Below are 25,710 nucleotides of genomic sequence, written 5' to 3'. Positions count from 1 at the left end.
GTCCTTTGCCAGCTGATGTTAGCTGGCTTTGTTGGCGAACTTCTTAAACAGTTTCATACCGACGAACGCAATCACCAGCGAGGTGACGATAGGCCAAGCGGCAGTAGACAGGGCAGTAATTTCGGTGCCGATAGAGGTCAGGGCAGTTTCAGCAGCAGAAACGGCGTGAGCCTGAGTAGAAACTGCACCCAGAGCGACTAACAGCGATACAGCAATATTTTGCTTTTTCATGGTTTTTCCTTAAGTGGTCATAAAGGCAAAGCGCCTTAACAGGTAAAAGGCTAGTGAGGTACACCAGCCAAGGGTTCCAGCGGCCATACACAGACCGATGGCTTCAGGGATAGTCATCATTTAGCGACGGTCTCCCATGAATTCATGCCCAGCCAGAAGCAAATACAGGCACAACCAGCAACGACGATATTGGCGGCGCTGCTGATGGCATCTAAAACGGTTTGCAGCTGCTGGGCGTCAATCAGGATCGTTTCCATACTTGCTCCGATTCTTTTGCAGCCGTCTAACCCATAAAGGGCCAGACGGCTTAGCAAAAGATTGGTTAGAGAATTTGCGTCACTTCGTTTGCCAGGTAACGAGTGACACCGCTAGATTTTGCACCGGTCCAAACTCGCTCCCAGAACGGCAAACTGATTTCTGTGTTTTCAAGTGCGGCAAGTTTTGCGGGAATGCCTTGCTTGACGAGGGTGTCAGAAATAACCAGCTCGATAATGTCTTCCTCGGTGCCGTAATTTCCCTGGCGTTCTATCGAGATCCCGCAATACAAGGTTTGGCGGGTCTGGCCGTTTTGGTCTGGTTTGCCATGCTGTAAGCGGGTGCCGCGATAGACTCCGTTTACTGTCAAACCTGCAAAGGTCGGAATATTTAATAAAGCCATGATGGTTTCCTTATGAAACTAAGCGCAGTAGCGCGGGGTTTTGGTGGTATTGCTGTGACAGTGGCAACGGTTCCACATAGTCAGCAGGGAGTTGCTTGGAGAAATCGACATTAATCATTTTGATGAACGGGACTACGTTTGAGTGTTCACCGGTCAGGTTCATCAGCTGTGCCAGGGACAAACCGGCATGATTCAGATCTTTCATGTAACGGCCCCAGGTGGCGCGGTCATGGGATGCTTTGGTGCGCTGGAATCCGTCGGCCATGATGTTGCGGTAAATGCCGTATAAACGGTTTGCTTTGGCATAGCTGGTGCCGGTTTTGGTCGGCCTGCCAAAAGCGATTTTGAGGCCGTTTAAGACTGATTCAGTGTCGTATGTGTTCATGGTTGCACCTTCGAAGGACTTGAAGATGTCCTGAAATGCTGAGCGCCACAGGCGCGGGATAATGTCAGTGTCGTTTTTTTGCAGATTGGGATCTGTGATTAATCCAAGTGAAGTGTTGACACCCTGGGCGTTGAGCCACTGGCGATAAACTCGGGTTTCAAAGCGCAATGCGCCCGTTGCAAACTGACGAATTTCGGGGCGTGTAATTTCGATTAATTGGCGGCGGAAATGCTCATATTTGGTTTGTGCGTAACGTCTGGTGAGCTTGTTTATCTGGGCATCGAGTTCTAGTAATTTCAGGTAAACCTTGTTGATGCGAAGCTCTGAGCCTTTATTAAAGTAGATGGTCGAGGCATAGGAATCGTCATACCAGGGACGGGTCTGGCCAACTTTGATATTGCGCATCATATCCAGGCATTGTTGGGCCTGCTGCTGATTGGCAACGTGCGCGGTATAGGTCAAATCTAAGTAATCGACACAGGCATGTTCCCAGTCAAGATAGTCACTCAGGTTGTGATCACCAAAGACAAATGCCTGGACAACGGCCATGATGCAAAGCTCTAGGTTGTCGGGACCGTAAACGTTATGACCTTGCAGTAATTTCGCGGGATTGCCGACAATTTTGATGTACGGGATCTGTTTAAAATCGGTGCCGTTGATGATTTTGAATGCCAGAGAAGCAAAGGAACTCGGCAACGATTCGAATTTGTGATGCAGCTGCGTAAACGTGAATTTGTTGTGTTCAGCATCCCAGGATACACAGCCCGACATATCAAGACCGAAACGTTCAATCAACGTCCGGTCATCGATAAACGGGGCGCCTGTTGGCGAATCTACGTAATATCTACGCAGAAACGGGACGCTGATCGCAACCATATCAATCACTGAGCAGCTCCGGTTTCATCAGCGGCAACGGCTAAAGCGGCGAATTGCGATTGATGGAACTCGGCCATGAAGTGATCACAGGCGAAGTCATAGGCTTGTTCTGAATCATCGAAAAAGCCATGAAACACAATGTGGTTTTCCTCAGTGCGGGATAACAGCACAGAATGGCCGGTTTCGTGGTCAGTCAGGATGCAAGCGAATGGATGTTCAGCCAGGTTATCGCCACCGCATTCGGTTTCATGGATTTGGTGAAGAAACGATACCTGGGCGAAATTTGGCGATACGGTCAGTGGTTTGAAATGCATTTCGAGCAACGTGGTTGCTTCGGTTTTGCGGAAATACGAAACGAGGTTAGTCATGGCAAACATCCGTTTACTTTTCAAATTGAAAAGATGGTAGCGCCATAACTTAAACTTTTCAACATGAAAAGTTTCCGGCTGTTAAAATCAGCGAATCGTAAAAAGGCTAGGTGTGTCGGAATGAACGAAAACTACAGCTACTGGCTGCTAGAGACTTTCAAAAAAGTTAAAGGCCTGTCAGCCAACAAAGATTTGGTAACGCTTATCGATGAGTTAAGCGAAAGCCATTTGAGTAACATCAAAGCTGGACGCAGACACCTGACACCAGAACAAGCAATGTTTATTGCTGAGCAATGCGGTATGGATATCGGTGAGGTGTTAGTTCGCCTGGATATGGAAACCAGCAAATCACCAGCGGTTAAAGCGGAACTCCAAAAAGTGCTAAAGAGATTAGCGGGAGTGTTCGCGGCCTTAGTGCTGACGTTAAACCTGGCGAGTTCACCAAGCCAGAGTGATGCGGTCACTCCCGCATAATTCAATTTAACATAATATACATTATGGGACATTTCTGATGCGTTGTTTTACGATGAGCAAATGTTAAAAACAAGCTTTGAAATTCAGCTTTAAACCTGAAAATACCATCAAGCCGGTTTGATACCAACCTGTAGAATGCGGTCTTGTTCATCAATCTGGCGGACTGTCAGGATTAATTGGTCGAGCTGGACGTCGTCGCCAACTACGACACGGCGGAAAAACCGGTTACCAATGTAATCTGAAATGGTTTGCGACGGATCTAATTCACCGAATTCTATTGTGTAGAAAGCCCCCAAATCGGCCAAAGTGATTTGACCATTGAGCACGAATTCACCGAAGAAATCTTGTTTGCTTTGGCTGGCTGCGGCTGCGTAACTGGATAACACTTCGCTGATCACAGCGCTGTCTGCCGCTTTGGCCATGACCATCAAGGTGTCGTTGGCTTTAAAGCGTGTACAGTTGAGACATTGGATCCACTCGCCATTGCGCACCAGGCCCAAAAACTGTGCGGATGAAGGTACTGGTAACATAGTCCAGTCGGTATCGAGCACCGGCGAATCGGCGTTGACCTGATACGCCAGCACCTGCAACACGTCGTTACTTTGTACCACCTCTAGTGGCATCACATAATCAGGTCCTGGCTCTTTTGGTACTTCCAGCCGCAACCAGCGCGCAACCGGCGCGATCGACCAGCCCTGAATTAACAGCGAAACAATGACGACGAAAAACGCGACGTTAAAGTACAAATCTTTATTAGGGACACCGGCAAGCCAGGGGATCAAGGCCAGAATAATCGGCACAGCACCACGCAGCCCTACCCAGCTGATAAAAATCTGGTCACGTTTGGGAAACCGAAACGGCAGCAGACTTAGCACCACAGCGAGCGGCCGAGCAACAAAAATCATCACACCAGCCAGGGCTACCGCCGGCAACAAATAGTCCAATAACTTACTTGGCGTCACCAGCAACCCTAACATCAAAAACATAATGATTTGGCTCAACCAGGCCAAACCATCCTGCAGACGCAAAATGTATTGAACTGGTGCCAACCTCGCGTTGCCAACCAGAAAGCCTGCCAGGTAAACCGCTAAAAAGCCGCTGCCGCCAAACTGGTTGGTCAGACCGTAAAGAAACAAGGCGTAGGAAATAGCAAATAGTGGGAAGAATGCCGGACTTAATGGTAACTTGCGGCAAAACCAGATCAGCCCCCTGCCGCCTAGCCAACCAAACAAAGCGCCAAGCAACGCCTGCTGCACAAAAACCAGCACGGTGCTCCAACCAAGTTCAGCTTCACCGGCAACCACCGCGACCAGTGTAAAGGTCAGCATCACCGCCATTGGGTCGTTACTGCCCGACTCTATTTCCAGTGTCGACGCAACCCGTTCTTTGATATTGAGTCCTGCGGACTGGAAGATAGAAAAAACCGCTGCAGCGTCGGTGGAGCTTAAGATGGCACCAAGTAATAGCCCCTCGAGTAAAGTCAGCTGGAACAACCACATAGCCGCTAAACCGAGCACCAGACAGGTGATTAACACCCCTACCGTGGCCAAAGCCGCCGACGGTGCTAACACTACTTTGACCCGATCCGGATGCGTCCGCATCCCACCGTCAAACAAGATAATGACCAGCGCCACCGAACCTATCAGCAGCGCCAGATCAGGATCCGCAAACTGGATTCCCAACACCCCGTCTTCGCCAGCCAGCATGCCCATTATAAGAAATATCAGCAACAAAGGCGCCCCGAAGCGCGCCGAGATTAAGGTTGCAATGATACTGACCGTGAACAGTGCACCGGCGATCAGAATGTTGAGGTTGACTGCATCCAATAAAGCGTCCTTATGTCGGCGGTCTAAACCGCGTTTAATTCCTGATAAATCGCCTGTAAGGCGGCCAGTGGATCTGCCGCTTTGGTGATTGGGCGACCAATCACCATGTAATCCACGCCAGCTGCAACGGCTTGCGCCGGCGTCATCACACGTTTTTGATCATCAGCGCCAGCAAAGGCCGGCCGGATCCCAGGGGTGACTAACTGAAACGCCTGACCAAACTGCTGTTTCAGTGCCCGCGCTTCATGGGCCGAACACACCACACCATCGAGACCAGATTGATGTGTCAGCGCCGCCAGTTTCAACACTTGCTGTTCGGGCGTCAGTGTAATACCTAATTCGAGTAAATCAGCCTGCTCCATCGACGTTAACACTGTCACGGCAATCAGTAGTGGCTTTTCAGCGTCATAGCTTTGCAGGGCTTCGCGAGCGGCTATCATCATCCGGCTACCGCCACTGGCGTGCACATTCACCATCCAAACGCCCAGATCAGCGGCGGCTTTGACGGCCTTGGCGACTGTGTTTGGAATATCATGGAATTTTAAATCGAGGAATACATCAAAATGGCGTTGTTGCAGCTCACGCACAAAATCGGGGCCGAAATGGCTGAACATTTCTTTGCCGACTTTTAACCGACATAACGCCGGGTCCAGCTGGCTGACCAGATTTAATGCTGCGCGCTGGTCTTCATAATCCAGCGCAACCACGACAGGGCTTAATTGCATAACGACATTTCCAAAAAACTTAAAGGGACAGGATCAGCGGCCGTCAATGCCGCTTAATGGTTCAACCGTCTCCCATTGCTGGCAGGACGGACATAACCAGTATTGTTGCCGGGTTTTAAAGCCGCAATTCCGGCAGCTATACAGGATTTTAGTATCTAGATAGGCGCGCACCAGACCATCGATGGCTTGCAGCGCTTCCATCTGCGCCGGCTGATTTAACTGGCGGACCTGCAGTAAACGTTGGAACAAGCGGATGTTCGGTTGCTGCTGCAGTTTTTCCAACAGAAGTTGCTCGCCGGCAGCTGGTGAGCCGGTTTGTACCAGCCAGTCGCACAAAAACATCGTTGCGGTGATGTTTTTATTTTTGTGCACCAGCTGGCTGAGCAGCGGGTACCACTCGTCTTCTGGCAGCTGGCAGCGTTGTAATTCGGGCAGTATATCGGCGGCCCATTGCGGTTTTTGTGTCAACACCGATTTAAAAGCGACGGCGGCATCGGCCAGTAATTGCTCAGCCAATAACTGCCGCGCCAGTTGTAATCGCGGCCGGATCGCCTGCGGGTATTTTTGTGACAGGATCCGCAGCGCCATCACATCCATCGGCTTTTTCTGATCTTCACAGCGCATGTTCGCCAGCGCGATGCGTAGCGAGCGCGAATCAGTTTTGTCTACCTGTGGCGCGAACTCGACGGCTTTATGCCAATCGTGGGTCACGACAAAAATAGCGAACAATTGCTTTAAGGCGGTTTCCTGCAGCGGATCGCTATCGACCAGTTTACGCAGCAGGCTTTCTGCGCGGTCATATAAACCAGCAGAGAAATAGTCTTTTGCCAGTTCTAGTTGAATTTGCTGCGCCTGAACTTTGGGTAACTTCAGTTGGTGCAGTTTTTCATGAATGCGGATGGCTTTGTCCCAGTCCCCTTTGCGTCGGAATAAATTGGCAAGGGCCAGGTAGGTATCAATAGTCGCGGCTTCGATATCAAGCAACTGCAACAGCTGTTCGATGGCTTTGTCTTCTTGATCGGTCAGCAGGAAATTCAACCCGGAGGACAGGTTTTTCGCGACGTTGGCTTTGTTCTTCAGCTCTTCCTGCCGCAGACTGTTGCGGCCAAAAAACCAGCCGTAAGCGGCGGCAACAGGCAACAACAGAAATAGCAGTTCAAGCATAAGTTCAGGTCTTGCTCATGGCCCGGTTAATCCAGCGTTTAGTACGCAATTTCACCAGAATAGTCAGTGACAGACTCAGACCAATTGCAAAGCCGAGCAGCAAAAATAACAGGGCAATATCGACAACCCGCAGCTCAGCTTTGGCAATAAAATAATTTAATTCAGCGACTTGCTGGTTGATTGAACCGAAAAACAGTCCAATCAGGATGAGCACAGAAAAACACAGGAAAAAAATCAGCTTTCTCAAACTCTGCTCCGTTAGCACCGTCGCTGTATCAGCGCGGACATGACTCAGGTATTTTCTTTCACGCGGTCGCGTAATTCTTTACCTGGTTTAAAATGCGGGACGTATTTACCGTCAAGTTCTACTTTGTCGCCAGTTTTAGGATTGCGACCTACCCGTGGAGCTCTGTAGTGCAGCGAGAAACTACCGAAACCTCTGATTTCAATCCGTTCGTTGACAGCTAGCGAGCCTGCCATCTGTTCCAGGATTTCTTTCACAGCAGACTCAACGTCTTTTACCTGGATGTGAGGAAAATCAGTGGCCAACTTTTCGATCAACTCAGATTTGGTCATAAGGACTCCGCTTACACAGTTGCTGGAAAATGCCGGCTGAGGCTAATGCCCCAGCCGACCGACTGGCATCAATTACTCAGATTTCTGAGCTGCTTTGAATGCTTCAGCCATTGCGTTACCACCAAAAGCAGTATCATCCTGCTTGATAGATTCTAACGCTTCTTTCTCTTCAGCTTCGAACTTGGCTTTGATTGACAGGCTGATCACGCGGTTTTTGCGGTCAACACCCATCAGGCGAGCTTCAACTTCTTCACCGACTTTCAGCGCAGTAGTTGCATCTTCGATACGCTCACGAGCGATATCAGAAACGCGAACATAACCTTCTACGCCGCCTTCCAGTAATACTGTTGCGCCTTTCGCGTCAACTGCAGTTACTGCACCTTTAACGATAGCACCTTTTTTGTTATCAGCAAGATAGCCGTTGAACGGGTCTTCGTCTAATTGCTTGATGCCTAAAGAGATACGCTCGCGCTCTGGGTCAACTTGCAGAACAACGGCCGACACTTCGTCGCCTTTCTTGAATTCACGTACGGCGTCTTCGCCAGTTGAATTCCAGCTGATGTCTGACAGGTGAACCAGGCCGTCGATGCCGCCGTCCAGACCGATGAAGATACCGAAGTCAGTGATTGACTTGATCTTACCGGAAACGCGGTCACCTTTGTTGAAGCCTTTCGCAAACTCTTCCCATGGGTTGGCTTTGCACTGTTTCAGGCCTAAAGAAATACGACGACGTTCTTCGTCGATTTCCAGAACCATAACTTCCACTGAATCACCTAAGTTAACAACTTTAGATGGGTGGATGTTTTTGTTGGTCCAGTCCATTTCTGAAACGTGTACCAGACCTTCAACGCCTTCTTCGATTTCAACGAAGCAGCCGTAATCTGTCAGGTTCGTTACGCGACCAGTGATGCGAGCACCTTCTGGGTAACGAGAAGCGATCGCTGCCCATGGATCTTCGCCCATCTGTTTCAGACCCAGAGAAACACGTTGCTTCTCGCGGTCGAACTTCAGAACTTTTACTGGGATCTCGTCGCCAACATTGACGATTTCGCTTGGGTGCTTAACGCGTTTCCAAGCCATGTCAGTGATGTGCAGTAAGCCGTCTACGCCACCCAGGTCAACGAATGCACCGTAGTCAGTCAGGTTCTTAACGATACCTTTGACTTCCATGCCTTCTTCCAGGTTTTGCAGCAGAGTATCGCGCTCAGCTGAGCTCTCAGATTCGATAACAGCGCGGCGAGAAACCACAACGTTGTTACGCTTCTGATCTAATTTGATAACTTTGAACTCAAGTTCTTTGTGTTCTAAGTGCAGCGTGTCACGTACTGGACGGACATCGACTAATGAACCAGGCAGGAATGCACGGATACCGTCAACTTCGACAGTGAAACCGCCTTTAACTTTGCCAGTGATAACACCGATAACGGTAACTTTATCTTCACAGGCTTTTTCCAGGCGTACCCAGGATTCGTGACGCTTGGCTTTTTCGCGAGACAGTAATGTCTCACCGAAACCATCTTCAACTGCATCCAGAGCTACGTCGATGATGTCACCAACGTTCACTTCAATCTCGCCAGCCAGGTTTTTGAATTGTTCAACCGGGATCGCAGCTTCAGATTTCAGACCGGCGTCAACCAGTACTACGTCTTTGTGGATTGCTACGATGGTGCCCTTAACGATTGAACCTGGGCGAGTTTCGATAGTCTTGAGGCTTTCCTCAAATAATTGTGCAAAATTTTCAGTCATTTTTCACTGTTTCGGTTAGTTGCTCCACCTTAGATCCGTATTGGGTGGGGTTGCTTAATTTACCGCGAGGCATCCATGTCTGCGGCTGTCCAAAGTACTGTCAGGCCTGGTTCAGTTGCTTCTTCGTGAAGCTCAGGACTTCTGTCAACACTTGTTCAATGGTTTTATTGGTCGAATCAAGCAGGTATGCATCAGCGGCTGGTTTCAGCGGCGCCACGGCACGATTCATATCGCGCTCATCTCTTGCCTGAATTTCGCTCAAAAGGTCGCCGATGTTAACATCATGGCCCTTTTGTTTCAACTCTAAATAACGCCGTCTGGCGCGCTCTTCGGCCGCGGCCGTCAGGAAGATTTTTACTTCTGCGCCGGGGAAAACCACTGTACCCATATCGCGACCATCTGCGACCAGGCCAGGAGCTTCACGAAAGGCACGCTGACGGCGTAACAACGCTTCGCGCACACGTGGTAACGAGGCAATTTTTGATGCGACAGAGCCAACTTCTTCGGTGCGGATGGTATGAGAAACGTTTTCACCTTCCAGCATAATGCGGACATTGCCGGCATCATCAGAAGTGAATTGAACATCGAGGTGTGCTGCCAGTGGTTGCAGAGCTTCTTCGTCATCCTCGGCGATATCGTGGTGAATAGCCGCCAGAGCCAGTACACGGTAAATCGCGCCGCTGTCGAGCAGATGCCAGCCCAGTTTCTGTGCGACCAGACGGCAAATAGTTCCTTTACCGGAACCGCCAGGACCGTCAATCGTAATGACCGGGATATTCTGCATACTGCCTCCAGTTAACTGGTTAAACCACTAAAGGCCGGCATTATACAGGCAAATGTTAAAAAAAGCGCGGTTTCTCTAAGAAAAACCGCGCCTTAGCGTCACTCTATAATGGTTACGCGTTTTAGATTGCTAAGCCGCTAAACACTTCAAAATACTGTGGAAATGTTTTGCGCGTGCAATCTGGGTCTTCGATAGTTACACCACAATCGGCAAAGGCCAGCATGGAGAAACACATTGCCATGCGATGATCGTTGTAAGTGGCAATACTGGCATGTTGGATCACCGCCGGCGGAGTCACTTTGATGTAATCGTCGCCTTCTTCAATTTCAGCACCCACTTTGCGCAGTTCCGTTGCCATCGCGTGCAGACGGTCGGTTTCTTTCACGCGCCAGTTGTAGACGTTGCGGATCAGCGTTGGGCCTTTAGCGAACAAAGCTGTCGTCGCGATGGTCATTGCGGCGTCCGGGATGGCATTGTAATCACGGTCAATACCATTTAATTGGTTCCGCGTAACCGAAATATAGTCATCACCCCATTCAACTGTCGCGCCCATCGCTTCGAGCGCATCAGCGAAGCGAATATCGCCCTGGACCGCATGTTTGCCAATACCAGTGACTTTAATGCTGCCGCCAATAGCTGCAGCCGCAAGGAAATAACTGGCGGACGACGCATCACCTTCTACCAGCCAATGACCTGGTGACTGATATTGTTGCTGACCGCGGATGACAAAGCGCTGATAGTTTTGGTTCTCTACTTCCACACCAAACCGGCTCATCAAAGCCAACGTGATATCAATGTAAGGTTTGGAAACCAAATCACCAATGATGTCGATCTCGCTGTCTGCAGGCAATAAAGGTGCAATCATCAATACAGCAGTCAAAAACTGACTTGAAATGCTACCGTCGATGCTGATCCGTCCTGCTTGCAGAGCCTTGCCACGAATACGCAGTGGCGGAAAGCCATCCTGCTGCAGATAGTCAATGTCTGCCCCGAGCTGGCGCAGCGCATCAACTAAATGCCCAATCGGCCGTTCGTACATGCGCGGTTCGCCGGTTAACGTCACATCGACATTCGATGCGGCGAGCGCTGCAGTTAACGGCCGCATCGCAGTGCCTGCATTGCCCAAAAACAGCTCAAGCGGTGCCGGATGTTTGAACAAACCACCAAGCCCTTGAACCACACACTTGCTCTTACAGTCCGACAGCTGGTACGACACGCCCAATGCTGTCAGTGCGTTTAGCATGTGCTCAATGTCGTCACTGTGCAGCAGATTGCTGATCTGAGTTTCACCTTGTGCCAGCGCGGCCAACAGCAACACCCGATTGGAAATACTCTTAGAACCCGGCAAATGCACTGTGCCTTGTACACCGTTGATTTTATTCAGTGTTAACGTCTTCATCAGCCGTGCACCCGCTCAAATTCACGCATGAACGTCACCAGCGTCTGCACACCTTCCAATGGCATCGCATTGTAAAGGCTGGCACGCATGCCGCCGACCATACGGTGGCCTTTTAACGCCAATAAGCCATGGGCTTCGGCGTCGGCCACAAATTTATCGTTTAGGCGCTCGTCGGCCAGTAAAAACGGCACATTCATCCACGAACGGTAACGCGTATCCACGTCGTTGCGGTAGAAATCGCTTTGATCGACATAGTTGTACAGCGTTTGGGCTTTGAGCTGATTCAGTTTGCCCATCGCTTCCACGCCACCCTGACGCTTCAGCCACTGGAACACCAGCCCGGCCAGATACCAGGCATACGTTGGTGGTGTGTTAAACATCGAATCGTTTTCAGCGGCCAGACGGTAATCCAGAATCGCCGGAATAGTCGCACCAGCCGCAGGCAGCAGATCTTCGCGCACCAATACCAGCGTTAAGCCTGACGGGCCTATGTTCTTCTGTGCACCAGCGTAAATCACGCCGTAACGGTTGACATCGATTGGACGGGATAAAATTGTCGAAGATAAGTCGGCGACCAGCGGAACATCAGTCGCAGGTAGATCGGTAAATTCGAGGCCATCCACCGTTTCATTCGGGCAAAAATGCACAAAAGCTGATTTTGGATCCAGATGCCAATCGGCAGCGGCTTTGAGGCTGCGCAGGCCTTCTTCAGTCTTTTGCGTAATACCTTGCACGGCAATAGCACCGAATTTATGCGCTTCTTCAGCAGCGGCTTTAGACCAGGCACCAGAGACAATGTAGTCTGCGCTCTGACCAGCTTTGAGCAGGTTCAGTGGCACAGCTGAGAACTGGCCACGACCGCCACCGTGCATAAACAGCACTTTATAATTGGCCGGCACTTGCAATAAATCGCGCAGATCTTGTTCCGCTTGCGCTGCAACTTTAATAAAGTCTTTGCCACGATGGCTCATTTCCATAATGGAGCAACCGCGGCCATGCCAGTTGATCAGCTCTTCCTGTGCTTGCTGCATCACTTCCACCGGTAACATCGCCGGGCCAGCACAAAAGTTATAGGTCGTCATTTTTACCTCATTGCGTCAAAAATAAAATTCGCGGATTTAAAACGGCTTGGGACCTTGCGGCAGAATATGGCGGTTTTATTGTTATTGAAGTACCGGCACTGACGCTATTTTCGCCATCTGGATGGCTCTTTTTATCAGACTCACTGTACCGTATTTTTCGCCCGGCTTAAACCCGAAGTTACAGCTAAACTGCAGGAAAATTGGCGATACCTCTAAAAGAACCAGACTAACTTTATTCCGAACAAGAATGAAAAAGGCACCCGCAGGTGCCTTGTATATTTTATTCTTCCGAGTCGTCGGCCTCTTCAGCCTCAACCTCTATGTCCACCCTGTTTTGGGCGTCCAGTTGCTGCACTTCAGCTTCTGCTGCGGCGATTTCTTCGGCGTCCTGAATTTCGTCGATGCGTTGTACACCCACGACTTTTTCGTTTTCCTGGGTGCGGATCAGGATCACACCGGCGGTGTTACGGCCGACTTGTGAAACTTCTTTGACGCGGGTACGAACCAGTGTGCCTTTGTTCGAAATCAACATGATTTCGTCCAGCGCGTTAACCTGCACGGCACCGACGACCAGACCATTGCGCTCTGATACTTTAATCGACACGACGCCTTGCGTTGCACGGCTCTTCGCCGGGTACTCAGCCAGGCCAGTCCGTTTGCCGTAGCCGTTTTCAGTCACGGTCAGGATAGCGCCATCGGACTTCGGCACAATTAACGACACAACAGAACCGTTTTCGCGCAGTTTGATACCGCGTACGCCGGTGGCGCCACGACCCATTGGCCGCACTTGATCTTCAGTGAAGCGTACGACTTTACCGTCATCGGAGAACAACATGATTTCGCTGCTGCCGTCGGTGATATCCACGCCAATCAGCTGATCGCCTTCGTTCAGGTTGACCGCGATGATGCCGTTTGAACGTGGGCGCGAGTATTCGGTCAGCGCAGTTTTCTTCACGGTGCCGTTGGCGGTCGCCATAAAGACAAACTTGCCTTCTTCATATTCACGGACCGGCAGAATGGCAGTGATGCGCTCGTTTTCTTCCAGTGGTAACAGGTTCACAATTGGTTTGCCGCGCGCCTGACGTGAAGCCAGTGGCAGCTGGTACACTTTGAGCCAATACAAGCGGCCGCGGTCAGAGAAGCACAAAATGGTGTCGTGCGTACTGGCCACCAGCAACTGGTCAACAAAGTCTTCATCTTTCACTGTGGTCGCCGCTTTACCACGGCCACCGCGACGTTGTGCTTCATAGTCGGTCAACGCCTGATATTTGGCATAACCGAGGTGAGACAAGGTCACCACAACGTCTTCTTCGGCGATCAAATCTTCCATATTGATATCCAGCGCATTGTCCTGGATCTCAGTACGACGGGCATCGCCATATTGCGCTTTCGCCGCTTCTAACTCTTCACAAATGACTTCCATCAAGCGGGTCGAACTCGCGAGGATATGCAGTAATTCAGCGATTAAATCCAACAGCTCTTTGTATTCACCGAGGATTTTTTCGTGTTCAAGGCCGGTCAGTTTGTGCAGACGCAGGTCGAGGATCGCCTGAGCCTGTTGCTCAGTCAGGTAATAATAACCTTCGCGGATGCCAAAATGAGCTTCGAGCCATTCTGGTCGCGCGGCACTTTCACCAGCCCGCTCCAGCATTTCCTGCACATTGCCGAGTTTCCAACCGCGTGCGACTAAACCAGATTTGGCTTCTGACGGACTGGCGGACGTTTTAATCAGTTCAATAATTTCATCAATATTGGTCAGTGCAATTGCAAGACCTTCTAAAATGTGCGCGCGATCGCGGGCTTTTTTCAGGTCATACACGGTGCGGCGTGTGACGACTTCGCGACGGTGCAGGACAAAACACTCCAGAATTTGTTTCAAGCCCAACAATTTCGGTTGGCCCTGATCCAACGCTACCATATTGATACCAAACACAGTTTGCATCTGAGTCTGGGTATACAAATGGTTCAGCATGACGTCCGAAGATTCACCGCGTTTCAGTTCAATCACAATACGCATGCCGTCTTTGTCAGACTCATCGCGTAGCGCTGAAATGCCTTCAATGCGTTTTTCTTTCACCAACTCGGCAATTTTTTCGATCAGCCGTGCTTTGTTCACCTGGTAAGGGATCTCATCAACGATAATGGTCTCACGACCGGTTTTATCGTCGGTTTCGATATGAGTTTTGGCACGGATATACACTTTGCCGCGGCCAGTGCGGTAGGCTTCTTCAATGCCACGGCGACCGTTGATAATAGCGGCTGTCGGGAAATCCGGGCCCGGAATATATTCCATCAGCTCAGGAATGGTGATGTCCGGATTAGCAATAATGGCCAAACACGCGTTAATGACTTCACTGATATTGTGTGGCGGAATGTTGGTCGCCATACCAACTGCGATACCGCTGGAACCGTTGATCAGTAAATTTGGAATTTTGGTCGGTAATACCGCCGGGATCATTTCGGTACCGTCGTAGTTCGGTACAAAATCAACGGTTTCTTTGTCTAAATCAGCCAACAATTCGGTGGTGATTTTTGCCATCCGCACTTCGGTGTAACGCATGGCAGCTGCAGAGTCGCCGTCAACGGAGCCGAAGTTCCCCTGGCCGTCAACGAGCATGTAGCGCAGTGAAAATGGCTGTGCCATCCGAACTATGGTGTCATAAACCGCAGTATCACCGTGCGGGTGATATTTACCGATCACGTCACCGACCACGCGGGCCGACTTCTTATAAGCGCGGTTCCATTCGTTGCCAAGTTCTTTCATCGCGAACAAAACGCGGCGGTGCACTGGCTTTAAACCGTCGCGCACATCCGGCAACGCCCGGCCGACGATCACGCTCATCGCGTAATCCAGATAAGAGTTCTTTAATTCTTCTTCGATATTGATGGGAACAATTTCTTTGGCCAGATTTGTCATAAAAAGCGTTATATCCCTTAAAATCAGTGAGTTGGCTTGCGTGTAGTTGTTATCTCGGCAAACCACGAACCGAGGATTCTAACACAACGGCGCCATGATGCCATGATCAACTGCGGCAACTTTTAACAGACTCAGGCGTCGTTGCATTGCGTGTTCAGACTTAGCCTTTATAATGGCCGCAAATTTTTTCTGGACATCACTATGACTGAGTTCACCAGCACCATGCCAGCAACCAATGCGCCGGTAAATGTCGACCAGGCAGAAATCAACAAATTCAATGAACTGGCGTCACGCTGGTGGGACCCTGCCGGTGAATTTAAGCCATTGCATCAGCTCAATCCGACCCGTCTAAGCTATATCAGTGACCAAATTCAGGGCCTGCACGGCAAAGTTGTTGTTGATGTCGGCTGTGGCGGCGGCATTCTGGCTGAAAGTATGGCCAAGGCTGGAGCTGTCGTCACGGGTATCGATATGGCGCCGGAATCCTTAGCAGTGGCGAAACTGCATGCATTAGAGTCAGCTGTGAATGTGACTTATCAGCAAAGTACAGCAGAGCAATTTGCTGCTTCCCATCCGGCCCAGTTTGAATTAGTCACTTGTATGGAAATGCTCGAGCACGTGCCGCAGCCGGCGTCGGTTGTGCAGGCTTGCGCCGATTTAGCGGCGCCTGGCGCGACATTGGTCTTTTCCACTTTGAATAAAACAGCGAAAAGTTATTTGTTTGCCATTGTCGGTGCAGAACATCTGTTAAAGCTGGTACCAAAAGGTACACATGACTTTAATAAGTTCATTCGTCCATCGCAGTTAATGCGTTTTATCGAGGACGCAGGTTTAGAACTGGTTGACTGTATTGGTTTGCATTACAACCCGTTGAATCAGAGTTTCCGCCTCGGCGCAGGTGTTGATGTGAACTATTTTGTCGTCGCGAGAAAACCATGCTGATATCTGTAAAAACCGGTCAGGCGCTACGTCCAGCAAAAGCAGTGTTGTTCGATCTGGACGGCACCTTGGTCGACACCGCCGATGACTTAGGTGCCGCACTGAACTATGTGCTGGCCAAACATGGCTTGCCGACCGTCGCTGCTGCACATTACAGACCTGTGGCCTCGCATGGTGCCAAAGGTTTGTTGGAACTTGGCTTTGGTCCCGCTCTTCACGATTTTCCATTTACCATCCTTCGCAATGAGCTGCTGGAGTATTATCAGCAACATCTGACTGTATATAGCAATCTGTTTGGCGGCGCAGAAGAATTCCTGCCTCTGCTGAAACAACGTGGTATTCCCTGGGGAATTGTCACAAACAAGCCCTACAAGCTCGCTGCAGCAATGCTCAGGCAAATGAGTGGCATGGAAGATTGTCAGATTTTACTGGGCGGTGACAGCCTGCATCAGCGTAAGCCGAGTCCGGTGCCGTTGTGGGTGGCAGCGCACAAGATGGGCGTAGCCGCTGCCGATTGTTGGTACATTGGAGATGCAGAGCGAGATATTGAGGCTGCTAACCGGGCTGGCATGACGTCAATTATTGCTGACTATGGCTTTATCGCCGATACCGATGAACCCGACCTGTGGTTTGCTGATTGCCGGGTGCAAAGTCTGCTCACGCTGGTCGGCGCACTGTAAAGCCTGCAGCTTTTTTTATCAGAACAAACCGCCTTCAGGGCGGTTTTCTTAACGTTGATACACACATCAAAGGTCACTGAAACTGCAAGTGATATCCCTCTTCGCTAAGCTTTTCCAAAGACGTCCGGCCGCATGCTGTTTGCTTTTCCAACAATGTTTTTTATTTTTTAACCGATCAATTTAATTCAATTTTTTTCGCTTCGATCGCTTGCTTCCTGCGACCCGTTCAAAGGGGCGAACCTGACAAGTTAGTGCCTCCTTACATAACGAAATTCAAGCCTGTTTTTGCAAAATTTTTAGGGTTGCATTCGAATTTGATCCACCCTATCTTGTGATTCGATATGCTTTTGAGGATGTTTTTTGTACATGGAGGTAAGGGACCACCCCGCTGACTAGGCCTGAGAAACTTAATACAGCGGGATGGATTACTTGAACAGTTTGATAAGGAGGTGCTTATGCGCACGCCTCACAGGAAATTCAAACGAACTAGAATCATGAGTGAATTAGGAAAACTAATCATCATGATATTCAGTCGTGATGTCCTGAGCGGTTTATATCGCCAGTTGTTCGGTGATTAAACCTTTGCAGAAGGAACCAAGGACAACGTTGGACTAAATGCAATGTAATACGATTTAGGTGACAGTTCAACTAGTGAAATTTCTTAACCAAAGAAAAGTCTGTAAAGCCTGGATTTCCGGGCTTTTTTCACTCTCGCTTCTGTTGCTACAAAGCTGGACCAAGTTGGCATACAAACTGTGTCCATATGCCTATCATAGTGACGATTAATCTAGGCCTATTTTAACAGCGCCTAGGCGCTCTGCTTATTCAATGCGGTTTACCACCCAAAAACCAAAAACTTAAGAGAATCTGCAAATAGAAAAGAGTGAATCTGGAAGCGAACGATCGCTGGATTCTGTGCAGCTACCACAAAATTCTGGCTGGCATCTTTACCAATTTTAGATCTTGTATTAGCGCGCTGGAACATTATCAACAAGCATTGCGCTTGCGACCCTATTTTTAAATCCACATTTTTAGCGCAGACCGAAAACAATCTTTCGCTTGCAGTTATTGGCGCACATCACGAAGAAGCCGCCTGTTTACGTCAACACAAAACGCCTTTGTGGCGGTTTTACCGTTTACTTCAGCAATCAAAGGTCATTGAACCGGCAAGTGATATCCCTAATCGCTCAGCTTTTCAACAGACGTCCGGCCGCATGCTGTTTGCTTTTCCAACAATGCTTTTTACTTTTTAACCGATCAATTTAATTCAATTTTTTTCGCTTCGATCGCTTGCTTCCTGCGATCCGTTCAAAGGCCCGAAGCTGACAAGTTAGTGACTCCTTACATAGCGAAAATCAAGCCTGTTTTTGCAAAATTTTTAGGGTTGCATTCGAATTTGATCCACCTTATCTTGTGATTCGTTATGCTTTTAGCCCTATATCTAGTGCTTCCGGTTTATTCTCCATCTATTGACCCGGACAGCCCTTATCTTGCGGGCAGGCAGTCTGACACCTGTCAGCGACAACCCTAAAAAACTACAACTAAGACGGAACTCTTTCGCAATGAATCAGCCATTATACGTAACCAAAAGAGACGGTACCCGCGAGCCTTTAGACCTGGATAAAATTCACCGCGTGATTGATTGGGCGGCAGAAGGTCTGCAAAACGTGTCGGTCTCTCAGGTTGAACTGAAATCTCACATTCAGTTTTATGATGGCATTAAAACTGCTGATATCCATGAAACCATTATCAAAGCAGCTGCGGATCTGATCTCTAAAGAAACGCCAGATTATCAGTACATGGCCGCTCGTCTCGCCGTGTTCCACTTACGTAAAAAAGCTTACGGCCAATTCGAACCGCCAAAACTGTATGACCACGTCGTGCAGATGGTGGAAAGCCATCGTTATGATGCCCACATTCTGTCGGATTACAGCAAAGAAGAAATCGACCAGATTGATAGCTTCATTGACCACAACCGCGATATGCATTTCAGCTACGCCGCAGTGAAACAGCTTGAAGGCAAATATCTGGTGCAAAACCGCGTCACCGGCCAGATTTATGAAAGCGCGCAGTTCCTTTATATTCTGGTCGCCGCTTGCCTGTTTGCGAATTATCCAAAAGCGACCCGGCTGGATTATCTGCGTCGCTTTTACGATGCGGTATCTTTGTTCAAAATTTCATTACCAACACCGATCATGTCCGGTGTACGCACCCCAACCCGCCAATTCAGCTCTTGCGTGCTTATTGAGTGCGGTGACAGCCTGGATTCTATCAACGCGACTTCAAGCGCTATCGTAAAATATGTCAGCCAGCGTGCCGGGATCGGCATCAACGCCGGCCGTATTCGTGCCTTGGGCAGCCCAATCCGCAATGGTGAAGCTTTCCATACCGGCTGTATCCCGTTTTACAAACACTTCCAGACCGCGGTGAAGAGCTGCTCACAAGGTGGCGTTCGTGGTGGTGCTGCCACCCTGTTCTATCCGCTGTGGCATTTGGAAGTTGAAAGTCTGCTGGTGCTGAAAAACAACCGCGGTGTTGAAGAGAACCGGGTGCGTCACCTCGACTACGGCGTGCAATTCAACCGTCTGATGTACCATCGTCTGATTAAAGACGAAATGATCACGCTGTTTAGCCCGTCTGATGTGCCAGGTCTGTATGATGCATTCTTTGAAGATCAGGATGTGTTTGAACAGCTGTACGTGAAGTACGAAAACGACAGTTCTATCCGCAAAAAACGGATGAAAGCGCTGGAGTTGTTCACGCTGTTTATGCAGGAACGTGCCTCTACCGGCCGCATTTACCTGCAAAACGTTGATCACTGTAATACGCACAGTCCGTTTAATCCGAAATTCGCACCAGTGCGTCAGAGTAACCTCTGCCTTGAAATCGCCCTGCCGACGAAGCCATTAAACGATGTCAACGACCCGAATGGCGAAATCGCTTTGTGTACTTTGTCGGCGTTTAACCTCGGCGCCATCGAAGATTTAAGCGAGCTGGAAGAATTGGCAGAGCTGGCCGTCCGGGCGCTCGATAGCTTGCTCGGTTATCAGGATTACCCAATTCCGGCAGCTTTCCAGGCGTCGATGAATCGCCGTACTTTGGGCGTTGGTGTGATTAACTACGCGTACTATCTGGCGAAAAACGGCGTGAAATACTCAGACGGTTCTGCTAATGCGCTGACGCACCGTACTTTCGAAGCTATTCAGTATTATCTGATGAAAGCATCGAACAAACTGGCACAGGAATTTGGTCCTTGCCCGCTGTTCAATGAAACCACTTATTCCCAAGGTATCATGCCAATCGATACCTATAAAAAAGACCTGGACAAAATCTGCAACGAACCATTGCAACTGGACTGGGAACAACTACGCAAAGACGTGGTTCAGCATGGCTTGCGTAACTCAACCTTGTCAGCGCTGATGCCATCAGAAACTTCTTCGCAGATCAGTAATGCGACCAATGGTATTGAACCACCTCGCGGCCATATCAGTATTAAAGCCAGTAAAGACGGTATCCTGAAACAGGTAGTGCCGGAATATGACCGACTGAAAAACCAATATGAGTTGCTGTGGGATATGCCAAACAACGACGGTTACATCAGTCTGGTGGCGATAATGCAGAAGTTCGTTGATCAAACGATTTCTGCCAACACCAACTACGACCCGGCCAAATTCGATGGTGGCAAGGTGCCGATGAAGGTGTTGTTGAAAGACTTGCTGACCGCATACAAACTCGGCGTGAAAACGATGTACTACCACAACACCCGTGACGGTGCATCGGACGTGCAGGAAGATATTAAACCTGCAGCCGCAGAAGATGACGGTTGTGCCGGCGGCGCCTGTAAGATTTGACGCGACGTCGACAGTAGTAAAAGCGGAGCCATGTGCTCCGCATTTTTGTGCCCGGGCTCAGTTGTGTCCGGAATAAAACAGCCGAATTTGTATTTTTGTACTCTAACAATGAGATAATCCATGACCTATACCACTTTTAACCGGATCAACAACGATCAGCTGAAAGAGCCGATGTTTTTTGGTAATTCGGTAAACGTGTCACGCTATGACCAACAGAAATATGGCATTTTCGAAAAACTGATCGAAAAACAGCTGAGTTTCTTTTGGCGGCCGGAGGAAGTGGATGTCAGTAAAGATCGGATTGATTTCCAGCACTTGCCGGACCATGAAAAACATATTTTTATCAGCAATCTGAAGTATCAGACCTTGCTGGATTCGGTGCAGGGCCGCTCGCCCAACGTCGCTTTGTTGCCGATTGTATCGCTGCCAGAACTGGAAACCTGGATTGAAACCTGGGCATTCAGCGAAACCATCCACAGCCGCAGTTACACCCATATTGTGCGCAATATCACCACAGAGCCACATAAGGTGTTTGACGATATTCTGCTGAATGAAAAAATCATTGAGCGCGCCGATGAAGTCACTCGCTATTACGACGATCTGATTAACTCGATTAATCTGTATCACTTGTGTGGTGAAGGTACGCATCAAATCAATGGCGAAAGCCGCACCGTAACGCGGCGTGAGCTGAAGCGTAAGCTGTACCTGTGCATCATGTCGGTGAACGTGTTAGAGGCTATCCGCTTCTATGTCAGCTTTGCCTGCAGTTTTGCTTTTGCCGAACGTGAATTGATGGAAGGCAATGCAAAAATTATCAAACTGATCGCCCGCGACGAAGCGCTGCATCTGACTGGTACTCAGCATATGCTGAACATCATGGCCGCTGGTGAAGACGACCCGGAAATGGGTGAAATTGCCCGTGAATGTGAAGAACAGGCTTATGCAATTTTCCGCCGCGCCGCAGAGCAGGAAAAAGAGTGGGCAGAGTTTTTATTCAAAGATGGCTCAATGATTGGCTTGAATAAAGACATTCTGTGCCAGTACGTCGAATACATCACCAATATCCGCATGGTGGCGATTGGCCTCAAAGCCATTTTCAGCACCACGCAAAACCCAATCCCGTGGATCAACGCCTGGCTGGTGTCTGATAACGTTCAGGTCGCCCCACAGGAATCTGAGATCAGTTCTTATCTGGTGGGTCAGATTGATAACGAGGTCGACGGCGCCGACTTTGGCGATTTTGATCTCTGATGCATCGGATCCGGCTGCAGGATGGCAGCAGTTTTGATTTTGACCCGCAAAGTCCAAATCTGCTGACCAGCCTGGAGCAACAGAAATATCAGGTCAATTTCCACTGCCGTGCCGGCTTTTGCGGCGCTTGTCGCTGTAAGTTAGTCGCAGGGCAAATCAGTTATCTGGAAGAACCCCTCGCTTTTGTCCGCAAAGGTGAATTCCTGCCCTGTTGTAGCGTACCTGCTACTGATTTAGACATTGAGATCCCGTAACGAGCGCTAATTTCAATCGGTTTCGGCCATAAAAAAAGCCTGCTAATGCAGGCTTTTTTCGTTAAGCAGACGCTTACTTGCGTACACCTTCAACTACCAGATCCAGATAAACAGTCTCTGATGCCGGGCCAAGGATATTTTTAATGGCGAAGTCACTCAGCTTGATGCTGGTCGTACCGTGGAAACCGGCACGGTAGCCGCCCCATGGATCTTTGCCTTCGCCGGTTTTCGTCGCAGCGATGGTGATTTCTTTGGTCACGCCGTTTAACGTGAAGTTACCGACCAAATCAAACTTACCGTCGGCGCCTGGCACCACTTTCGTGCTGACGAAGCTGGCCTTTGGCTGTTTATCGACATTGAGGAAATCTGCGCTGCGTAAATGTTTGTCACGCTCAGCGTGGTTTGAATCCACAGACTTTGTATCGATGTCCAGTTTAATTTTTGCTGCCGCCAGGTTGGCACTGTCGTAGCTAAAATCGCCGCTGAAAGTATTAAAACGACCATGTAACCAGCTGTAACCTAAGTGGCTAACTTTAAACTGGATAAAAGCATGAGCGCCTTGTGTGTCGATCACATAGTCTGCCGCCTGAGCAACAGAAGTAAAAGATGCGGCAAAAGCAGCGGCAAGCAGTAATTTTTTCATTTAAATCTCCGTTTTATCAATGGAAGACGCTGCAGCGTTACGACGGCCGAGCATCCGCTTCAGGGTGTTATCTTTGTCTACAAAATGATGTTTAAGTGCAGCAGCAGCGTGCAGCACCACCAATACAATCAATGCCCAGGCCAGATAGAAATGCACAGTACCGGCAATATCCGCTTGTTCTGGAAAAAATTCACCAAAACCGGGCACCTCAAACAAACCGAATACCAAAATACCCCGGTTGTCGGCGGTTGAAATCAGATAACCGGAAACCATAATCGCCAGCAGTAACGTGTACATCAGTGCATGTGCTATGCCTGCGGCCTTTTGCTGCCAACCGCTGCTAAGCGCTGCAGGTTTGCCAAAGCGACGCATTACGACGAGGCGCGATACCAACAATATAGCCAGCAGAATGCCAAAACTTTTATGTAAATCCGGTGCGGTTTTATACCAGCTACTGTAATAATCGAGCCCGGTCATCCAGAGCCCGACGCCAAACAATGCCGGGATCATCAATGCCATCAGCCAATGCAGTGCAATATGCAGCGGATGATAATGTTGCGTTTTTGTGGTCATAACCCCTCCTGATTGCATTCTGGCTGAATCAGATATCGAATAATAGTGGCAAAATTAGGCTTAATTATTCTAATTTATAAAAAGAATATGACGTTATCGCGATTTTAAGCCGCAATAGTCACGCGCATCATCAGCAGGAGCCGCAGTCTGTTATCTCATGGCACCTGACAAAGTGTTCCATTAACCTGACTCCGTCATGATGACGGTTGTGCCTGTTTCATCGCTCACCATCGAATAAAAACTAAATAATTAGTTGATTGAAAATCATCCATTTGGTAGCTTTAAAACTAACGAATTAGTTTTAACTGGAGCAATGAGGATGGCGAGGCCAAAATCGAATGAACTGACCGCGGCAGAGCAGAAAATTATGCAGGTGCTCTGGCAACGCGGGCCTTTGACCGTCAGGGATATCGCTACAGAACTCAGCCAGGAACAACAGGTCGCTTACACCACGGTACAAACGCTCTGCCGCATATTGCTGGATAAAGGCCACGTCAGCTGTGAAAAACAAGGTAAAGCCTTTTTGTATCAGGCGACGACAGTGCAACAGGAAGCTCGAAGTCAGGCCTTACTCGCTTTAGTGAAGAAGTTTTTTGGCGGCTCACCGGACTTGTTGGCACAGCATCTGATTGCGGAAACTGTGATATCTGCCGAGCTTGCAGCTCAACTGCAACAAAAAATCGATCTGGCCGGCACCACTGCGCAAGCGCAACAAACAACTCCTGCAGGCGACAAAAAAACATCGGATAAAGAGTAACGTCATGGTCGAAATCAGCTGGCTGGCATTTTATCTGCTCCTGCATCTGCTTCTGGCAACTTTGCTGCTGCCGGTTTTCTTGCTCGCAGGCCGCAGCCGACTGAAGCATCAGCCCGCCGCGATGTTCAGACTCTGGCAAATCGCAGCCGTACTGCTCATCGTCACGCCAATGTTTCTGCTTCAACCCTGGGCGCTCGACCAACAATTGATGCCATGGTTTCAGGCCAGCGTCAGTCCTGTGTTAGAACAACACACTGTGCTGACAGCGTCCAATGCGAGCGACCTTTCCGCGGATGCTGTCCGCCAAGTGCAATGGCCGCTGACCTCTCAGGTCATCTATTTAATTGCTCCGGCGTTTTGGCTTTGGCTTATTCTTCCGCTTGGTACCGTGATCCGTGCAATGAAATTGTTGGTCGGCTATTTTCAAGCCCGGCGTTTACGCCAGGAAGCGACCTTGATCCCGACAAAACTATTGTCGTCAGCAGTTCCCCTCTTGCAGCATCCCACTATCCACAGTGCGATGCTGGTTGGGATACGCCAGCCACAAATCCTGTTGCCTGCAGGCTATCTCAAGGTATTGTCATCGCAGCAACTTGGCTGCGTGGTTAATCACGAATTGTGTCACCTCAAACATCAGGACTTACGCGGTTACCTGCTGCAGCAAATCATTGGCTGCCTGTTTTGGTGGAGCCCCGCCTGGCGCTTGGTCGCCAATCAATTAAATCTATGGCGGGAACTGCGCTGTGACGCTGAAGCCTCCGCTATTCAAGGTGATGCGGTGATCTATGCCCAAACGCTGCTCGACTGTGCGGTGCATGTAACACATCAACAAAACTTCGGCGCTTTTTTTGCCCAGCACTTTCTGCGTCAGGCTGTCCTGACCACGCGGATAGATGCGGTACTGCAGCCCCGTGCTCCAGGTCCGGCATGGCTGTCCGCAGCGGTCATTTCAGCATGCATGTTGTGGCTTATCGCATCGATGCTGCTGATACAACAGTGGCAACTGGGCGAGTTACCAGCCAAACATGCGCAAGTCCGGCTTAGTCAGTTAAAACCTCTAGCTGAACTGCTCCAGACGGTGCAGGCGAATAATTCAACACAAGTTGTTGCTTTGTTGGACCAAGGCGCGCCACTCGATTTACCAATGCCGGGCGATGGTAATGCACTGATGGTCGCAGTCCGCCAGCAACTGCCAGACATGGTCAAACTATTGTTAGATCGTGGCGCGGATCCGAATATCAGCAGCCGCGGCGACGGTAACGCACTGATTATCGCCAGTCAGTTGGGCAATATCTCGCTCGCCCAGCAGTTGATTGCTGCCGGCGCTGATGTCAACGCTGTGGTACTTGCGGATGAAACGGCACTTATCAACGCCAGTGCCCGCGGCGACCTTGCCATGTTGCAACTACTGCTTTCTCACGGTGCCCTGATCAATCTACAGGTTGAAACGCCGTTGTCAGATGGCCCACAAATGCGCTCCGCACTCAGTCGTGCCGCCAACGAACAAACCAGACAGTTTTTGCTGGCGCGGGGCGCCCGCTGATGTCGCCC

General features: G+C 49.6%; 25 protein-coding genes. 8 read left to right on the top strand and 17 right to left on the bottom strand.

Translation table 11 applies throughout. The features are described from left to right. Nucleotides 1-18 precede the first annotated feature (18 nt). The 5 genes from ACFFJP_RS09395 to ACFFJP_RS09375 form a co-directional block, all read right to left on the bottom strand. Nucleotides 19-231, bottom strand: coding sequence for a major coat protein (locus ACFFJP_RS09395; protein ID WP_377242749.1), 213 nt, complete (start codon nucleotides 229-231; stop codon nucleotides 19-21). A gap of 116 nt (nucleotides 232-347) precedes the next feature. Next, complete coding sequence (locus tag ACFFJP_RS09390; protein WP_377242747.1) at nucleotides 348-488, bottom strand: hypothetical protein; 141 nt, start codon at nucleotides 486-488, stop codon at nucleotides 348-350. A gap of 65 nt (nucleotides 489-553) precedes the next feature. Beyond that, a complete protein-coding gene (locus ACFFJP_RS09385) occupies nucleotides 554-889 on the bottom strand; it encodes a DNA-binding protein (protein WP_377242745.1) in 336 nt (111 codons plus the stop codon). Nucleotides 890-899: 10 nt separating this feature from the next. Further along, complete coding sequence (locus ACFFJP_RS09380; RefSeq protein ID WP_377243421.1) at nucleotides 900-2,150, bottom strand: phage/plasmid replication protein, II/X family; 1,251 nt, start codon at nucleotides 2,148-2,150, stop codon at nucleotides 900-902. Between the two features lie 5 nt (nucleotides 2,151-2,155). Continuing rightward, nucleotides 2,156-2,518, bottom strand: coding sequence for a hypothetical protein (locus tag ACFFJP_RS09375; protein ID WP_377242743.1), 363 nt, complete (start codon nucleotides 2,516-2,518; stop codon nucleotides 2,156-2,158). Between the two features lie 120 nt (nucleotides 2,519-2,638). Here ACFFJP_RS09375 and ACFFJP_RS09370 point away from each other — a divergent pair, with 120 nt between their 5' ends. Continuing rightward, complete coding sequence (locus tag ACFFJP_RS09370) at nucleotides 2,639-2,992, top strand: hypothetical protein (protein WP_377242741.1); 354 nt, start codon at nucleotides 2,639-2,641, stop codon at nucleotides 2,990-2,992. A gap of 107 nt (nucleotides 2,993-3,099) precedes the next feature. Here ACFFJP_RS09370 and ACFFJP_RS09365 read toward each other — a convergent pair whose 3' ends face one another. The 10 genes from ACFFJP_RS09365 to gyrA form a co-directional block, all read right to left on the bottom strand. Further along, complete coding sequence (locus ACFFJP_RS09365; RefSeq protein ID WP_377242739.1) at nucleotides 3,100-4,818, bottom strand: potassium/proton antiporter; 1,719 nt, start codon at nucleotides 4,816-4,818, stop codon at nucleotides 3,100-3,102. Nucleotides 4,819-4,841: 23 nt separating this feature from the next. Next, the gene (gene pyrF / locus ACFFJP_RS09360; protein ID WP_377242737.1) at nucleotides 4,842-5,543 is read right to left on the bottom strand and encodes an orotidine-5'-phosphate decarboxylase; all 702 of its coding nucleotides are present in this window, start codon (nucleotides 5,541-5,543) and stop codon (nucleotides 4,842-4,844) included. A 33-nt stretch (nucleotides 5,544-5,576) separates the two neighbouring features. Continuing rightward, nucleotides 5,577-6,707 (bottom strand): N-acetylglucosaminyl transferase, encoded by a 1,131-nt coding sequence (locus ACFFJP_RS09355; protein ID WP_377242734.1) that lies wholly within the window; start codon nucleotides 6,705-6,707, stop codon nucleotides 5,577-5,579. A gap of 4 nt (nucleotides 6,708-6,711) precedes the next feature. Next, nucleotides 6,712-6,954, bottom strand: coding sequence for a lipopolysaccharide assembly protein LapA domain-containing protein (locus ACFFJP_RS09350; RefSeq protein WP_031564423.1), 243 nt, complete (start codon nucleotides 6,952-6,954; stop codon nucleotides 6,712-6,714). Nucleotides 6,955-6,998: 44 nt separating this feature from the next. Further along, complete coding sequence (gene ihfB / locus ACFFJP_RS09345; protein WP_208931368.1) at nucleotides 6,999-7,283, bottom strand: integration host factor subunit beta; 285 nt, start codon at nucleotides 7,281-7,283, stop codon at nucleotides 6,999-7,001. Between the two features lie 72 nt (nucleotides 7,284-7,355). Continuing rightward, on the bottom strand, nucleotides 7,356-9,029 hold the full coding sequence (gene rpsA, locus ACFFJP_RS09340; RefSeq protein ID WP_377242732.1) for a 30S ribosomal protein S1: 1,674 nt from the start codon (nucleotides 9,027-9,029) through the stop codon (nucleotides 7,356-7,358). Between the two features lie 100 nt (nucleotides 9,030-9,129). After that, the gene (gene cmk / locus ACFFJP_RS09335; protein WP_377242730.1) at nucleotides 9,130-9,813 is read right to left on the bottom strand and encodes a (d)CMP kinase; all 684 of its coding nucleotides are present in this window, start codon (nucleotides 9,811-9,813) and stop codon (nucleotides 9,130-9,132) included. A 121-nt stretch (nucleotides 9,814-9,934) separates the two neighbouring features. Further along, entirely contained in the window at nucleotides 9,935-11,212 is a 1,278-nt protein-coding gene (aroA, locus tag ACFFJP_RS09330) for a 3-phosphoshikimate 1-carboxyvinyltransferase (RefSeq protein WP_377242728.1), read from the bottom strand. Beyond that, nucleotides 11,212-12,294 (bottom strand): 3-phosphoserine/phosphohydroxythreonine transaminase, encoded by a 1,083-nt coding sequence (gene serC / locus ACFFJP_RS09325; RefSeq protein ID WP_377242725.1) that lies wholly within the window; start codon nucleotides 12,292-12,294, stop codon nucleotides 11,212-11,214. Before serC ends, aroA begins: the two co-directional genes overlap by 1 nt. 280 nt (nucleotides 12,295-12,574) lie before the next feature. Beyond that, nucleotides 12,575-15,211, bottom strand: coding sequence for a DNA topoisomerase (ATP-hydrolyzing) subunit A (gene gyrA / locus ACFFJP_RS09320; protein ID WP_377242723.1), 2,637 nt, complete (start codon nucleotides 15,209-15,211; stop codon nucleotides 12,575-12,577). Nucleotides 15,212-15,412: 201 nt separating this feature from the next. On the opposite strand from gyrA, the gene ubiG reads away from it, so the two are divergent. The 5 genes from ubiG (at nucleotide 15,413) to yfaE (ending at nucleotide 22,186) form a co-directional block, all read left to right on the top strand. Then, nucleotides 15,413-16,153: a bifunctional 2-polyprenyl-6-hydroxyphenol methylase/3-demethylubiquinol 3-O-methyltransferase UbiG gene (ubiG, locus tag ACFFJP_RS09315; protein WP_446686821.1), complete on the top strand. Its 741-nt coding sequence runs from the start codon at nucleotides 15,413-15,415 to the stop codon at nucleotides 16,151-16,153. Then, nucleotides 16,147-16,830, top strand: coding sequence for an HAD family hydrolase (locus tag ACFFJP_RS09310; RefSeq protein ID WP_377242721.1), 684 nt, complete (start codon nucleotides 16,147-16,149; stop codon nucleotides 16,828-16,830). Before ubiG ends, ACFFJP_RS09310 begins: the two co-directional genes overlap by 7 nt. A gap of 1,562 nt (nucleotides 16,831-18,392) precedes the next feature. Then, nucleotides 18,393-20,681 (top strand): class 1a ribonucleoside-diphosphate reductase subunit alpha, encoded by a 2,289-nt coding sequence (gene nrdA / locus ACFFJP_RS09305; protein WP_377242719.1) that lies wholly within the window; start codon nucleotides 18,393-18,395, stop codon nucleotides 20,679-20,681. A 120-nt stretch (nucleotides 20,682-20,801) separates the two neighbouring features. After that, nucleotides 20,802-21,932 carry a class Ia ribonucleoside-diphosphate reductase subunit beta gene (gene nrdB, locus ACFFJP_RS09300; RefSeq protein ID WP_377242717.1) on the top strand — a complete coding sequence of 377 codons (1,131 nt, stop codon included), beginning with the start codon at nucleotides 20,802-20,804 and terminating at the stop codon, nucleotides 21,930-21,932. Next, complete coding sequence (gene yfaE, locus ACFFJP_RS09295; protein ID WP_377242715.1) at nucleotides 21,932-22,186, top strand: class I ribonucleotide reductase maintenance protein YfaE; 255 nt, start codon at nucleotides 21,932-21,934, stop codon at nucleotides 22,184-22,186. Before nrdB ends, yfaE begins: the two co-directional genes overlap by 1 nt. 73 nt (nucleotides 22,187-22,259) lie before the next feature. Here the strand turns inward: yfaE and ACFFJP_RS09290 are convergent, their stop codons facing one another. After that, on the bottom strand, nucleotides 22,260-22,829 hold the full coding sequence (locus ACFFJP_RS09290) for a YceI family protein (protein WP_377242713.1): 570 nt from the start codon (nucleotides 22,827-22,829) through the stop codon (nucleotides 22,260-22,262). Beyond that, nucleotides 22,830-23,402 carry a cytochrome b gene (locus ACFFJP_RS09285; RefSeq protein ID WP_377242711.1) on the bottom strand — a complete coding sequence of 191 codons (573 nt, stop codon included), beginning with the start codon at nucleotides 23,400-23,402 and terminating at the stop codon, nucleotides 22,830-22,832. 319 nt (nucleotides 23,403-23,721) lie between these two features. On the opposite strand from ACFFJP_RS09285, the gene ACFFJP_RS09280 reads away from it, so the two are divergent. Together ACFFJP_RS09280 and ACFFJP_RS09275 are read left to right on the top strand one after the other, a co-directional pair. Then, nucleotides 23,722-24,159: a BlaI/MecI/CopY family transcriptional regulator gene (locus ACFFJP_RS09280; RefSeq protein WP_377242709.1), complete on the top strand. Its 438-nt coding sequence runs from the start codon at nucleotides 23,722-23,724 to the stop codon at nucleotides 24,157-24,159. Between the two features lie 4 nt (nucleotides 24,160-24,163). Beyond that, nucleotides 24,164-25,702 carry a M56 family metallopeptidase gene (locus ACFFJP_RS09275; protein WP_377242707.1) on the top strand — a complete coding sequence of 513 codons (1,539 nt, stop codon included), beginning with the start codon at nucleotides 24,164-24,166 and terminating at the stop codon, nucleotides 25,700-25,702. Nucleotides 25,703-25,710 lie beyond the last annotated feature (8 nt).

Source organism: Rheinheimera tilapiae, from assembly GCF_042432165.1.
In the GTDB taxonomy this organism is placed as follows: Bacteria; Pseudomonadota; Gammaproteobacteria; order Enterobacterales; family Alteromonadaceae; genus Pararheinheimera; species Pararheinheimera tilapiae.
This window is presented reverse-complemented; position numbering and strand designations above follow the sequence as displayed.